Raw genomic sequence first — 14,957 nt, forward strand, 5'->3', positions numbered from 1 at the left:
AGAGTAGTGATCTCAACAAACCTAGTTCTATGATGTTTGAGTTCATCTTAAAATGTGACGAAAATTTAGCCAATCTACAATATACCATCCCAAGCTTTTTGCTGCACAGGAAAAGTGTTGGATATTGAGCCAGTAAAAATCTGGGGATTGGTGTGGGAGTGGCACACAACGGTGGTATAAATCCCGTAGATAGGTAGGATTGTAGCTGCGCGGGCGAAATGTACGGTAAAAATCCCGTAGATAGGCCGGAATGTGGCTGCGTGGACGGAATGTGCGGTATAAATCCCGTAGATTAGCTGGAATGTGGCTGCGCGGGCGGAATGTACGGTATAAATCCCGCAGATGGGCTGAAATGTGGCTGCGTGGGCGAAATGTACGGTATAAATCCCGTAGATAGGCTGGAATGTGGCTGCGTGGACGGAATGTGCGGTATAAATCCCGTAGATAGGTAGGATTGTGGCTGCGTGGGCGGAATGTACGGTATAAATCCCGCAGATTAGCTGGAATGTGGCTGCGTGGGCGGAATGTACGGTATAAATCCCGCAGATAGGCAGGAATGTGGCTACGTGGGCGGAATGTACGGTATAAATCCCGTAGATTGGCTGGAATGTGGCAGTGTCGGCGAAATGAGAGGCATATTCGCCCTACTAAAGGGCGCTGGGTGCAGGTCTGTTTCTATTTTTATAATATAAAAATTTCCGCCCCGCGCATCACAGAATTGTTCAGCGCACGTTTGCCACTCCCCTGAACAATTCTGTGATGCCCATTCCCTTTTCCTATCATGCTCATATCCTAAAGCAAAAACATGATATGGAGATGACCCTATGCCCTCGCCCAGTAAGGTCCGCATCAGACATGCCGTTACTATAGACGTACTGATTCCCGCGATTGAAAAAGATTTACAGACCCTTCCCCATGTGATTGACGCTGTTAGAAAGCATGTTAAGCATCCCATCGGCCGGATATTAATTGTTGCTCCCAAAAAGAAACGGATGATTGAGTTCTGTCGCACAAAAGGCTGTACCTTTATTGATGAGAATACGGTGCTGCCGATTACGAAAAAAGATATTCATTACCGCTCACGCACCTGGGAACGTTCCGGCTGGCTATTCCAACAGCTGCTGAAACTGAATGGCGACAAGCTCTGCACGGCGGATTATTTTCTGGTTATTGATGCCGATACCGTTCTGATCACCCCCCACCGTTTTCGGGCGGACGGCAAGACACTCTTTTACAGCCGGAACTGGAGCCAACCACAGTATTTTGTAACCTATAGGAAACTCATGGGCCGCAAGGTGACCGCAAAATCGTCATTTGTGACCCATTATATGCTGTTTGAACGCAGTCAATTGACTCAAATGAAAAGAGAGATAGAAGCAAAACACCAAATGCCTTGGTATCGAGCTATTTTACACAGTATGAACCGTTCCAAGCAATTTGCCTTTTCCGAATTCGAAACCTATGCCAATTACCTGTATTCGAAGAATCGCGAGGGAATGAAGATTCAAAAAGCGCGTAATAAAGGTCTCCATATGAATGCAGGACAGCTATCCAAGCAGAGAGTGAATCAGCTGGCTGAGAAGTATAGATCATTGTCTTTTCATAAACGAAAGGGGTATGTGAGAACACCAGGGGCTAAATCCAGCGCAGGGGGGCGATAGGATTGCAGATCGTACTCCTTTCAGGGGGATCGGGGAAGCGGTTGTGGCCGCTATCAAATGAGATCAGGTCAAAAGCTTTTTTAAGGCTGCTTCCAACAGAAGCTGGCGGTGTGGAGTCGATGATCGAGCGGGTATGCAGAGGGCTGGAAGAAGTAGGTTTGTTGGATTCAAGCTGCATTGTGACTCATCGCAGTCAGGTGGAGATTACACGCAAATCCGTTGGTGCTCAAGTCCCTTTATTAGCGGAGCCGCAGAAACGGGGGACTTTTACTGCAGTAGCTCTGGCGGCGAGTTATCTGCATTCTGTGAAGGGTATGGACTCAAAAGAGATCGTAGTGGTCATTCCGGTGGATTCGTATGTGGAGGCTTCTTTTTTTAAACAGCTTCATCAATTTCCAAGTGTACTTGCCGAATCACAAGCAGATATTGCTTTGATTGGTGTTTTACCTGAATTTCCTTCAACACAGTTCGGTTATATTCTACCTGGTGAAGGGTCAGGGGTAGGAGGGACGTCTTTTTTAAATGTTAAACAGTTTGCAGAGAAACCGAACGAATCGACAGCGGCTGAGTTCATTTCTCAGGGAGGACTGTGGAATTGCGGCGTGTTTTCCTGCTCATTAGGATATTTGCTATCAAGTATGAAGGAACGGAATCTTCCAGTAGATTACATGGAGTTTTTGGGGCATTATGATCAATTGCCAGAACGAAGCTTTGACTATGAGGTGCTGGAACACACACGGTGTGCGGTAGTGATCCCCTATATTGGGGTATGGGCGGATATTGGCAGCTGGGATGCGCTTGTTCCCCATTTGCAAGGAACGGTGATTGGCGAGGGGAGTATCTCAGAGGATTCAAAAGGTACCCATTTGATCAACGAACTCTCTTGTCCTGTGCATATCATTGGCGCTCCTGGTTTAATCGTGGCGTCGGGGCCAGATGGCATTTTGGTTGCTGGGATAGAGCAGGCAAAACGAATTAAGCAGAAGCTGGAGGGCCATGCAGCGAAGCCGATGATTGAAGAAAAACGCTGGGGCACCTCACGCATTTTGGACTTCTCTCGCACGGCAGCCGGTATTGAGGTTACGACCTCAAAAATAACCATTTTGGCAGGTGAGCACACCAGCTACCATTTTCATCGGCATACTAAAGAAGTTTGGTCTTTTCTTTCTGGGAATGGAGAATACCGGATGAATGGCCATCTTCATGCGGTTGCCGCCGGGGACACGGTCACGATTCCTGCTGGTACGAAGCATGGGCTGCGGGCCATTACAGCGCTCGAATTGATTATCATTGAACTGTTGGAATTTCCTGAGGTGGATGACTACGTACGAGTGTCTGCCGAATGGGAGGGGGAGGACAGCTTCCTTGATGATTTGGGATAAATGGAAAGGTAGTTCGCTTTAACCCGGAGGCTGCTATAGATATGGATAGATTGCGTGGCTGAAGTGAAATAGATGTATTCAGTGCAACTATTTCGTGGAGTAGCGAATGTCTTGCGATTTAGATGTAGTTTGTACAGTTAAAAATCGCGAATTTTTGCGTTTTGAATAGATTTGCTGAATATAAGTGTACAGAGTGCAATTAAATCCGAATTAGCGCCTAAAAGAGGGCATTTAACTGTACGAAGTACAACTAATTCTTGAGAGGGACGGGGGATGCAATAGGCAAGCCACAGTAAGCTACAGGAAAGCGTTAAGTAAGCTATAGGTAAGCCACAAGTAAGCTATAGGCGTGCCACAACCTAAACCTAAACCTAAAGTGTAAATGAGAGACCCCTGCCTAACAAAAATAAACCCACAAATAGCACCGTGAGCAGAACTGCCCACGATGCTATTTGTGCATTCACTGCTTTATACAGAAATTATTCTTTAGAATTTCTATTTAAAAGATGCTCAATTCCTGCCGCGACTCCGTCTTCCTCATTGCTGGTGGTGATGAATTCCGCCATTTCCTTAAGAATTGGCGCTGCGTTAGCCATAGCAATCCGGTAGCCGGCCTTCTCGAACATCGGCTGATCGTTATAACTGTCGCCCATGACAGCTACATCCGCTAGCGATATACCATAATGGTCAGCAAGCATGGTTACCCCGGAGCCTTTGTTGGCCTCTTCATGGTTAATCTCGATATTATTTACATGGGAGGCGGTAATAATTAAGCCCGGAATAGCTGCGAAGCGGGTGGAAGCTTCCTTGAGCAGCTCTCGGTTTAGAGAAAAAGCCAATGTTTTATAAATAACATTTTCCTCCTTGCTCCACACTTCTTCCATACTCTCCACATAGGTTACCGCTGCTTGTTGAAACTGTTGATCGATCATTGCTTTCAGCAGCCAGCTGACTTCTTCAGGAACTTCATCATCGCTTAGTGCAGATAATTTCTCTAACCGTACACGTTTGTTCAGCTCTACATAAACGTTATCCTCAGTGTATACCTCGTAATACAAGTCCGGAATTTCGTTCATCCAGCGCAGAGCGGGAATGATGTCCGCTTTATTCAGCGGCGTGCTTGCCGCGAGGGTGCGATCAGATAATGTGACGACTGCGCCATTTAGACTGACTACAGGACATTCCAGATCCGCTAGCCGAAGCTGACGTTCTGCATCCATAAAAGAGCGCCCTGTAGCAATGATAACAATGTGACCTAGTTTCTGAGCTTTTATAATAGCTTCGCGGTTTTTTGGACTGATGTTTCCTTCTTCGTTCAGTAATGTTCCATCCATATCTAAAGCAATCAGCATATTGTATGAGCTCCTTTTCCAGGTAAAGTGGTACTTTTTAAGGGGTATTGAAACGTTACTTGTATCTTATCATTAATATTCTGAAAACCAAAAACCATTTTCATGCAAATGCACAATAATGAACGTCTAACAAGAGATAAGAGTTTTTACAGTATATTTTTAGAAAATAGTTCAGGCGTGGTACAATAGTTGTCAAACTAACCGACTAGCCGAATCTATCGTCAGCTTATGTTCGAGGAACGTGACCGACGGTATTTTTCCTGCGTAAGGACATCGGCAGCTGCTTATGTAAAGGGGACTATTTATGAGATCCAAAAACTTAGCCACCATGTCACTCGCCTTTATGGCATGTGGGTTTCTGATTACACTGTTTCTACCTGAAAACCTAGCCGTGATTCTACTGAGAGGTGGTTTCGAGGCCGGTTTGGTGGGGGGGATTGCCGACTGGTTCGCGGTAACGGCGCTGTTCCGCCATCCGATGGGATTACGTATTCCACATACCTCACTACTGCTCAAGAATCGCGATAAGATCATCCAATCACTAATCACCGCGATGGAGACTGAGCTTCTTAACAAGGAAAGCATTGAGAACAAGCTGCGTAAGTTTGGCTTTATATCAATGGGCTCCAAGCTGCTGACAAAGTTCTTTAGTAAAAAGAAGGCAAGAGTACAAATATTGGAGCAGCTTGGCGAATTCGTGTCTCGTCTTCCGGTAGAGAAGGCCGTACCGTTTCTGCAAAAGGCAGCCTCCGAATATGTTCGTGAAGCTGAGCTTGGCGTTGCGGCTGATAAAATAGTTACTAAGTTAATGAATGACGGTAAAGATGTAGCTGCTCTAGACTATGCGCTGGAAGGGGTATCTAATTGGAGCGGACGTCCTGAAACGAAAGCTATGCTTGGCAAGATCGCCAGCGAGAAATTGGCTGAAGTGAAGCTTGGCGGACTTAAAGGCATGGCCTTTCAGGCTTTTGTCGGGTTTATGGATGCAGATATGCTTGGTGAAATGCTGCAAGGTATGTTGCAGTCCGGTATCCGCGATTTTCGGGAAGAGGATAGCCCATACCGTGAAGAGATTATCCGTGAGATTCGAGTGGCCCTGTTCCAGATTGTTAATGATGAGGCTAGACTGGCTTCATTAAAAGAATGGGCACTGAATGAGCTTGAAGGCGAAGCAGCAACCGCATTTCTGCATACGCAATTGGAGAACATTCGCAGCAAAGCAATTTCCCTACTGGAAGAAGATCGGGCGGCTGGCGGACGCAAGCTGTTCACGTTATATACCCTGCTTGTACGTCGTATTGGCAAGGAACAAGAATGGATCAGTAGCTGGGAAGAGCGGATTCGCGCTTCGCTAATTGCCTTTGTAGAGGCTAACCACTACAGAATAGGTCTTTTGGTAAAAGAGAATCTGGACAGCATGGATGACGCTAGTCTAGTGAATATGCTGGAAGATAAAGTGGGTAAAGATCTACAATGGATTCGTGTGAACGGAGCCTTATGCGGGTTTGTCGTAGGGCTTGTGCTTACAGTTATTCAATTGATTTGAATTGAAGTAAATTACCTATTTAATGTAAAATTGACAAAAAAAGCAGAGCAGCGATTCTCCCGTGTTGGAGGATCGCTGCTTTTTGTTGTTGCTTATGGCCTGTCTGCATCGTGGAGTAATAATCCTTCTCTGAGGCTTACGGACCCATATGACGTTATTTGTTAGTTTTTGGCCTTTGGAACATGTTTACGGACTCCACCGACGTTATTCCTATGGATGCGTTCATATTGGGCATTTTTCATGCCAATAGTGGTTATAGGGTCCTTTAGCATTGCAAATGTGGGATAAAGCTGCGTTTGGGGTCAGCTGTGTCCGATAGCTACCTTTTATACGCATATATGACCTAATTCAATCGGAGATTGGTGTTTGTTTAGCTCAAGCAAACACCAAAAAGAAGGGAACCCAGCAGCCAGTTGATGGCTTATGGGGACCCCTACTTTTGGTGAGTCTACAATTGCATTCCACCTGCAAGAGTTCTGTACCCCTGCTGTGGTGATGTAGAAGCTTGGTACAGCTGTTCTAAATGGTTCGCTGTACGCAACCAATTGAAGGCTTCAAGCGCATCTGTTCTCCCTTGTGATCCGATGGTAACTGCCAATTGTGGATTGCGGGCTATCCGCAGCAAATGTCGGGCAAAGGGTAAAGCCTCGCGATATCGTTCTACCAGATAACCGTTATGGCCAGAGGCGACAATCTCTCGGATTCCCCCATTATTAGAAGCGATAACAGGTAGACCGGAGGCCATAGCTTCTACATTAACAAGCCCGAAGGATTCATGATTCTGGGAAGGGCATACAAAGCAGTCTGCTGCCTGATAAAGGGTGTGAATATTCTCATGAGCTACATTTCCTAGAAAAGTAACTGACACTCTCAGCCGCCGTGCAAGTAGCTTTAACTGCCGTATGTACGACGGTTTGCCCTTGCCTGCGATGACGAGATGAGCGGCGAGGTGTTTGTTTAAATGCGACATAGCACGTATTAATATAGGCACTCCTTTGCGGGGTATAACCCGACCAACGAACAAAACGGTAAAGGTCTGCGGAAGTCTGTAAAAACTACGAAGCTGTTGTTTTTCAGATGTCTGCACAGGGGTAAACCGATCAAGATCGGCTCCCAATAAGACAATGTGAATCCCTGTGGTCAGTTGAGGGAAGCGGCGATCCAATCTTCGCTGTAAGGAGTGGCTGTTGGCAATGATCAGATCTGCTTTTGCCAAGGCATTTGCCACTTTATCTGTACCCGGTGTGAAGGTAAGAGAGTGCAGGAACAGAAATACCGGGATATGAGGAAGCTGTTTCTTTACAGCAGACATAAGATGGGGGCGATTATCAACCTGAATGATATCAAAGGATTCTTTCTGAATGTATTCTAATACCGAAGTAAGATAATGGGCTGGGGTGCTTGCGGGCAACCGGATAATTCTGACCTGCTCCAATATAGTGGCAGCAGGTAGTCCAGGTAACTTCCGACTTACAATGGTTACCTTATGTCTCTCCGCGAGCCTTCTGGCAATGGCCCAAATGCAGATTTCTACTGAACCGTCTCCCGGAACTGGGAACTGCTCCGGTGCAATGATACAAATGTGCATGGTTCACGCCTCCTTTTATCCGCTAATGGATATCCTCTTCCACCATATGCAACACAGTAAACAGTAGATACATCCGAAAGCGGAGAGGGCGTTTCACTCATGCCATTTGTACAGTTGCAGCATAAAATACTAAGGCTTACTAAGGCCGTGATTATTTTCTGAGGGACAGGGGAGAGGACAGTTGGGAAAGAAGTTAAAGTCTGCATTGACCAGCAAATGGATTAAAACCAAGGTGCTCATGCGAAGCACTGAAATTTCACCGTTGATTCCCGAAACAGTAAAATTCAGTAAAGTCAATCTGAAAGCTATGCTGCTGAAATATGGAATGGTTTATGTCAAACCAGAATACGGTACCTATGGCAATGGTGTGATGAAGGTTGAACAGAGTAGAGAGACTTATGGAACAGAATACAAGTACCAAAGTGGAACAAGACTTAAGACTTTTAGAACCTTCGACGCCTTCCATTTATCCTTAAAGAAAGCGACGCGTGGACGTAGTTACCTGATCCAGAGAGGAATAGTATTGCTAAAGCACGGGAAACACCGCTTTGATATCCGTGTGATGGTCCAGCTCAGCCCGCAGGGCAAATGGGAAACTACCGGTCTGATTGGTCGGGTAGCTGAGAAAGGTAAGATTGTTACCAACTATCATAGCGGCGGCAAACTAACTGCTATGGAAAAGCTTCTGTCTCCTTATCTGAACGAAGCTCAGCAAGCGCAAATGCTTAGGATACTGAGAAAGCTAGGAGAAGATACCGGACGTTTCTACCATAAGAAATATCCTGGGTTTAGACAGATTGGTGTCGATGTAGGATTGGATAGATCCATGACGCCTTGGATTATTGAAGTGAATACTAGTCCGGACCCATATATTTTTAAACATCTTTCTGATAAAAGCATGTACCGCAAAGTAATGGCTTACCGCAGAGCGAATGAGAAGAAAAAAAATACTAAATGATCTGTTTCCTCGTATTAGCAATGACAACAGAAATCTTTTGTTCTAATTCTATGATCTTTTGCTTGTGCGTTGCGATTTGGCGGTAACCCGAGACGAGTGAGGACAGAGACTGAGTGGTTAATGTAAGGTTTTGCTTGCGAATCGCTGCTTTGAAGTCACTCCAATCTGCGGAAATCCGTTTATTCAATGAGGTGACTACGCTTTTGTTAGATTTAATTGAGACTTGTGGGCTATCAATGCCAGACAAGGTTTTGCGGGCATAGGTTATCTTTCGGGTACGTGTCTGTTTGGCTGCATTCAACTGATTCTGTTTGTCGCTAATCTCTTTGCGAGCCAACTGAACCAGGACCTTCATAGCATCGCCTTGGGCTTGTAGTACGGTATTCAAAGTCTTATTTTTAAGACCCTTGGCGATCTTGATACGTTTATTAAGCGCATTGTATTGGTCGAATAAGGGCTGATAGTGCTGTTTACAGCTCTTAACGGTGACCTCCAGCTGAGCTACGGCTTCTAAATCAATCTCTTTAATTTGCTTACGTACCGCAATCAGTGTTTGCTCATTGTTATAGTGAAGGGTTCGGATCTGCTCCTCACGGTTATTGTGTTGCATCTTTAAAGTAGATAATTCATTGTACAGATTAGTCATCTTCATCCTTGCAGGAGCCTCGGCAGTGGCAGCTGTTAGATCAAAAGCCGCTTGAATAGAGGGTGTTAATTCAGTCGTTGCTGCAGCAAAAGCTCCTGTTGATGTGCTTAACGATAGCAGGATCACCAGTAGTAGTAAGGGGAATGACTTTAGTGCGTTCATTGATTCGCTCCTCCTTTTGTCCGTATTCCTGAAGACAACAAAAAAGCACCCGTAGCAAAGGCAAAAGCCTTTATTACGGGTGCTTCCATCGTAATAGGTCACGAACGATATATTTATTGTTAAATATAAGTTGTTTATTTGCTTGCGTCAATAATTTAAATTTAAATATTTCCAATTTAAAATAATGCGCTAGACATTTCTTTCCCCAGTTCTCTTATCGTATACTGACATAAGAAGGTATAAGAGCTTTAGCGCTAGCAACAAAGGAGGTCTGGCTTAAATGGGCAGCTCGGTAGAATTTAACGCAATTCTGGATCATGCATTTATGAGGTCTCCAGAAGGAATGGCCGTACTGTTTTCGAATAACGGCAATTTCAACTGGATAAAAGTCAATCCGGCTTTTTGCAATCTACTTGGCTTTACGGAAGCCGAGTTTCTTGCCGGGGCTCTTTTTACAGAATCGGAAAATAGAGAGGCACATTCAAAAGAGCTCTCCTATAGAGTGGTAATGGATGAGCTTCAGAAATCGCCAGCGGGCAGCTGGAAGAAGGAGCATTGTTTTTTAAACAAAGAAGGTCAACCCGTCTGCCTGTTTCTCATGTTCTCTGGGTTAGGAGCAGAAGAAGGACAAGCCCCTTCATATATTATAGTATATGCTGAGGATATTACGGAACTAAAGATCGCAGCTCAGGAAACGGTGGATCATCGGGATCAGCAGCAGCAAATGGAAGAACAAATTCGTCAAAGTGAACGCAATTATAGATTAATGTCCGAGAATTCACTGGATTTAATCTCGCGTCATGCGGTCAAAGACAGTATTTTCTTATATTGTTCTTCGGCTAGTCGTACCCTGCTTGGTTATGAGCCTGAAGAGATGGTTGGGACAAGCGCCTATAATTATCTCCATCCGGATGATCTAGTTATGATGCAAGGTTTAATGGAGCAGAGCCGCAGCTCTGGCGTTATTCCGGCTGTAGCTTACCGCTACCGCCATAAGAATGGCACCTATGTCTGGTTCGAGTCGAGCAGTCGTTATACCTATGATGATGAGGGGAATGTCATGGAGATTATAGCGATTGGACGTGAAATTACGGAGCGCAAGCAGTTCGAGTTCAAGCTTAAGGAGAGCGAGCAACGGTATAAATCTTTGTTCGAGTATAATCCATCTGCCGTGTACTCTATGAATTTGCATGGAGATTATTTGACCGCCAATGCGAATTTGGAGAAGTTGACCGGGTATTCGCTGGATGAACTGATCGGAATGTACTTTGGCCCCATTGTCCATGAGAAGGACATAGAGAAGACGTTGTATCATTTTAACTTAGCCGCCCAGGGTTATCCTCAAAGCTATGATCTAACGCTTATTCATAAAGACGGACACTTTGTAGAGATTAATACTACCAATATTCCGATTATTGTAGATGATCAAGTAGTAGGTGTGTATGGGATTTCCCGTGATATTACAGAGCGCATCCGTTATACAGAACAAATTGAGAAGCTTAGCAATGAGTACACTCTTATTTTAAATGCAGTTTCGGAAGGCATCTTTGGACTCGACATGGAGGAGAAGGTGACGTTCATTAACCCTGCAGGTTTGCAAATGCTGGACTATGAACATGATGAAATTATGGGCCATCCTTATTTGGATCAAATTCAGCAGATAGCACTCGATGGGAGCCATTATCGGCCGCAGGAATCTCCACTAATGAAGGCTATTAAGTCAGGTGTATCTTATCAGAGTAATGATGCGGTCTTGTGGCGTAAGGACGGTTCTAGCTTTCTTGCGGAATATCAGGTAACCCCTCTGTTTGATAAGGGGGAGCCGAAGGGTGTTGTTGTAGTGTTCCGGGACATCACGGATGAGAAGGAAATCATTCGGGCGAAGGAATCTGCGGAAAAAGCAGACCAGGCTAAGTCTGAGTTCTTAGCTATTATGAGCCATGAAATCCGTACTCCGATGAACGGAATTGTAGGGATGACGGATCTCCTGGCGGAGACGGAGCTTGATGAAGAACAGCTTGGATATACTGACATTATTAAGGAGAGCAGCAGCTCGCTCCTATCTATTTTGAATGAAATACTGGATTACAGCAAAATTGAAGCCGGAAAAATGATGATTGTAAATGAGCCCGTGCAGCTTCAAGCCGTATTGGACAGCGTAATCGATCTATTTACAGCGAAGGCTTTGGAGAAAAATATTCAGTTATCATGCAGCATGGCACCTGAAGTGCCGCCACTGATTATGGGCGATGCCGGGCGGTTGCGTCAGGTATTGGTCAATCTGGTCAGCAATGCAATCAAGTTTACAGATCGGGGCAGTATCAGTATTTACGTAGAGCAGAAGCTGTCCGCAGATCAAAAGAAATTAACTTTGAAATTTAATGTTAGGGATACGGGAATCGGCATTCCTCTAGAGAAGCAGCATCGGCTGTTTCAGTCTTTTTATCAGCTGCATTCCTCGTTTAACCGCAAATATGGCGGGACCGGATTGGGGCTGGCGATTTGTAAAAAGCTCGTTGAGCTGATGGGCGGAGCTATCGCTGTAGAGAGCAGTGAAGGAGAAGGCTCTAATTTCTATTTCACGCTGCAGATCCATCCTGATAGTAAAGCTGAGATAGATGTGGAAGATACAGTGCAGACAGAAGAACGGGAGACAACAATGGAAGGGGCAGCAGTTGTAGAAGGAGAATTGGATGCCGGTACAAATGTGATTTTACTTCCGGAGGCGACTCCACATATTACTCCTAAGTCTAGCCCTTTAAGAGGGGATCTATCTGAATGAAGCATAGACAGCCTCGGATTAGCAACAAACTGCCTGCGGAGCCATATACACAGTGGGAGGTTGGGGTCGAATCCCCGTCCTCTGCGTGTGGCCCAGCTACGATGGCAGCGTTAACGGAGTATTGGAACACCCATTTCGGAGCGGACTTTATTCGGGGGAAAGGTCATTTTCCTTCCAAAGCCGCTCATATTAATTACATATACAGCCATCACGGCGGAAGACCTTGGGGGATGAGTGTGCGCTGTTTTACCAAAGAACTGAAGAACTATATCCATTCATCGACTTTACCTAAGGATCAGCAAAAGTTACTCATTACTACGTTTAATGATTTTGAAGTATATAAAACAGAAATTGATGCCGGCCGGCCTGTGGCTGTTAAATTTGATAAGTGGTTTCGTCTGCGGTGGAGAGGCAAGTTTACTTACGATTACCATTGGGTACTAGGTATAGGATATGAGGTATTTGATGACGGAGAGCGTCCTACCCTGATTGTTCACGATAATGGTGTGCGGTACAAGGATGGTAGAGTTACTCTAGGTAAAGAACGGCGTATTCCGTATTTTGCAAATAAAGACATTATTACGATGGTCGGGTTAGATATTGCAGATGCATCAAGGTAGAGGGGTTGTCCTGACAAAATAGCTTGAAAAATTTGAGTCCAAACGTTTGCACTACTTAGACGATCATACTATAATCCAGTTAATAACTGGAAAAGGGGATAGGTGCTTTGTCCGTACAAAGGGAAATGAAGGAACCCATTTATTATGGGGACCCTGCGGCTACTAGAGGGATTTCCGTGTTTGCTCAGGAGTTTGATCAGTTATTCAGCTATGATGGGGACGATCTTGGCCTAACGTACTCACCGGGTAGTTCAGCTTTTTGTTTGTGGGCGCCCACCGCTCAAGAAGCGGAGCTGGTACTTTATAATTCATGGCAGGGAGCAGCCGAGTGTAAGTATTCTATGATCCGTGATATCCGGGGCACGTGGAGAATTACAGTTGACGGTGATTTAGATGGCAAGTTCTATACCTACCGAGTACGTCTTGGAGAACAGTGGAATGAGGCGGTTGATCCTTATGCACGTGCTGTAGGAGTGAACGGTGATAGGGGAGCTATTTTAGATTTACGCAAAACAGATCCTGAGCGGTGGACGGAAGATAAACCACCCCTGGATGATCCTGTAGATGCCATCATTTATGAGCTTCATTTGCGTGACTTATCTATCCATCCAGCAAGTGGTATGACCCATAAAGGACAATATCTTGCTTTGGCGGAAGAAGGGACCCGCGGACCGGAGGGTATTCTCACTGGACTCGATCATATCGCGAACCTCGGTGTAACCCATGTGCAGCTATTGCCTGTTTATGATTATTCTACAGAGAGTGTAGATGAGACGAGGCTGGATGAACCGCATTATAACTGGGGTTATGATCCGAAGAATTATAATGTGCCAGAAGGTTCCTATGCTACAGATCCTTATGTGCCTGGAGTGCGTATCCGTGAACTAAAAACAATGATTCAAGCACTTCATGATCGGGGCCTCCGCGTCATTATGGATGTGGTTTACAACCATGTGTACGATGGCTACCGCGTGAATTTTACCAAGCTGGTTCCCGGCTATTATTTGCGTTACAAGCAAGACGGAAGCCTGTCGGATGGCTCTGGCTGCGGGAATGACGTGGCTTCGGAACGATTGATGATGTCCAGCTTCATTGTGGAATCCGTAGTTTATTGGGCCAAAGAATACCATATCGATGGTTTTCGTTTTGATCTGATGGGCTTGATTGATCTCGACACAATGGAGGAAATCCGGCGTCGTCTGGATGGGATTGACCCGTCCATCATGACGATTGGTGAAGGTTGGATGATGGGGACAGAGTTGCCGATGGAGCGGCTTGCCCATCAGAAGAATGCGGCGCTTTTGCCGGGAATCGGACACTTTAATGATGATTTCCGGGATGCAATTAAAGGGAATATTTTTCTGCATGATCAACCGGGCTTCATCAGCGGAATGATGGGTCTGGAGCTTGCGATAAAGGCCGGAGTCGCGGGAGGCATTGCTTTTGCCCCAGGCATTGGACAATTTGCCGTGGAGCCTCAGCAAACCGTCAATTATGTGGAATGTCATGATAATCATACGTTATGGGATAAAATATTACTGTCCACACAAGGGGAGACGGACAAACAGCGCCAATCTATGCATAGATTAGCTTCTGCGATAGTGTTCATGAGTCAGGGAATCCCCTTTGTCCATGCGGGTCAGGAATTTATGCGCACGAAAAACGGGGTGGAGAACAGCTATAAATCCTCGGTGAAGATCAACCAATTGGATTGGGAACTGTGCGCTGCTCATCAAGACGATGTGGTTTATCTGAAGCAGCTAATTGCCTTGCGAAAAGCGCATCCGGCTTTCCGTATGCGAACGGCAGATGACATTCGGAATTATCTAGTATTTGAAAAAGCACCGGTAAGTTCGGTAGCTTATACGCTGCGTGGCCATGCTGGAGGAGATGCGGCGAAGCATATCTATGTGCTTTTTAATGCTAATGTTGAACAGACGACTTTGGTTCTGCCACAGCTCGGGGCATGGAAAACGGTTTTTGGAGCCGATCTTGTGCAGAATCTGACGGGTAATAAGCTAAATGTAAGTGGGATTGGAATGGTAGTGCTGACGGTGAACTAGATGGTTTGTTATAGATAATTCGTCAAAAGCATACGGAGTATTGTGCTCAATGAGTACAGTGCGCTGTGTGTTTTTTTGCGCGGAACTTTCTTTTGAAAGGATGCTTTTATTTTACATAAAAAGGTGACATTACTCATTTTCGTTAAAGATCTAGGATGCTAATATTAAGGCATTTACTTTGGCGCTTTAGAGTGGCA

At 45.3% G+C, this 14,957-nt stretch carries 10 protein-coding genes; 7 read left to right on the forward strand and 3 right to left on the reverse strand.

Features of this window, described 5'->3' with window-relative positions:
• The first annotated feature begins 824 nt into the window (after positions 1-824).
• Together NYE35_RS01930 and NYE35_RS01935 are read left to right on the forward strand one after the other, a co-directional pair.
• Positions 825-1,661 (forward strand): DUF6492 family protein, encoded by an 837-nt coding sequence (locus NYE35_RS01930; protein ID WP_036687392.1) that lies wholly within the window; start codon positions 825-827, stop codon positions 1,659-1,661.
• A gap of 2 nt (positions 1,662-1,663) precedes the next feature.
• On the forward strand, positions 1,664-3,043 hold the full coding sequence (locus NYE35_RS01935) for a sugar phosphate nucleotidyltransferase (RefSeq protein ID WP_340950201.1): 1,380 nt from the start codon (positions 1,664-1,666) through the stop codon (positions 3,041-3,043).
• 479 nt (positions 3,044-3,522) lie between these two features.
• Here NYE35_RS01935 and NYE35_RS01940 read toward each other — a convergent pair whose 3' ends face one another.
• Positions 3,523-4,395 (reverse strand): Cof-type HAD-IIB family hydrolase, encoded by an 873-nt coding sequence (locus tag NYE35_RS01940; protein WP_076107368.1) that lies wholly within the window; start codon positions 4,393-4,395, stop codon positions 3,523-3,525.
• A 304-nt stretch (positions 4,396-4,699) separates the two neighbouring features.
• Here NYE35_RS01940 and NYE35_RS01945 point away from each other — a divergent pair, with 304 nt between their 5' ends.
• Complete coding sequence (locus NYE35_RS01945; protein ID WP_076134791.1) at positions 4,700-5,941, forward strand: DUF445 domain-containing protein; 1,242 nt, start codon at positions 4,700-4,702, stop codon at positions 5,939-5,941.
• Between the two features lie 448 nt (positions 5,942-6,389).
• Here NYE35_RS01945 and NYE35_RS01950 read toward each other — a convergent pair whose 3' ends face one another.
• A complete protein-coding gene (locus NYE35_RS01950; RefSeq protein ID WP_341120044.1) occupies positions 6,390-7,529 on the reverse strand; it encodes a glycosyltransferase family 4 protein in 1,140 nt (379 codons plus the stop codon).
• Between the two features lie 181 nt (positions 7,530-7,710).
• Here NYE35_RS01950 and NYE35_RS01955 point away from each other — a divergent pair, with 181 nt between their 5' ends.
• Positions 7,711-8,487, forward strand: a complete 777-nt coding sequence (locus tag NYE35_RS01955) for a YheC/YheD family protein (protein ID WP_036687402.1) — start codon at positions 7,711-7,713, stop codon at positions 8,485-8,487.
• Here the strand turns inward: NYE35_RS01955 and NYE35_RS01960 are convergent.
• On the reverse strand, positions 8,480-9,295 hold the full coding sequence (locus NYE35_RS01960; protein WP_341120046.1) for a hypothetical protein: 816 nt from the start codon (positions 9,293-9,295) through the stop codon (positions 8,480-8,482). The two genes, NYE35_RS01955 and NYE35_RS01960, sit on opposite strands and share 8 nt — an antisense overlap.
• Before the next feature lie 280 nt (positions 9,296-9,575).
• Here NYE35_RS01960 and NYE35_RS01965 point away from each other — a divergent pair, with 280 nt between their 5' ends.
• From NYE35_RS01965 to pulA, 3 genes are all read left to right on the forward strand, one after another.
• The gene (locus tag NYE35_RS01965; protein ID WP_341120048.1) at positions 9,576-12,077 is read left to right on the forward strand and encodes a PAS domain S-box protein; all 2,502 of its coding nucleotides are present in this window, start codon (positions 9,576-9,578) and stop codon (positions 12,075-12,077) included.
• Positions 12,074-12,697 (forward strand): C39 family peptidase, encoded by a 624-nt coding sequence (locus tag NYE35_RS01970; protein WP_036687404.1) that lies wholly within the window; start codon positions 12,074-12,076, stop codon positions 12,695-12,697. Before NYE35_RS01965 ends, NYE35_RS01970 begins: the two co-directional genes overlap by 4 nt.
• A gap of 107 nt (positions 12,698-12,804) precedes the next feature.
• The gene (gene pulA, locus NYE35_RS01975) at positions 12,805-14,760 is read left to right on the forward strand and encodes a type I pullulanase (protein ID WP_341120049.1); all 1,956 of its coding nucleotides are present in this window, start codon (positions 12,805-12,807) and stop codon (positions 14,758-14,760) included.
• Positions 14,761-14,957: the final 197 nt, after the last annotated feature.

The organism is Paenibacillus sp. FSL L8-0494 (assembly GCF_038003695.1).
Classification (GTDB): Bacteria; Bacillota; Bacilli; order Paenibacillales; family Paenibacillaceae; genus Paenibacillus_AQ; species Paenibacillus_AQ odorifer.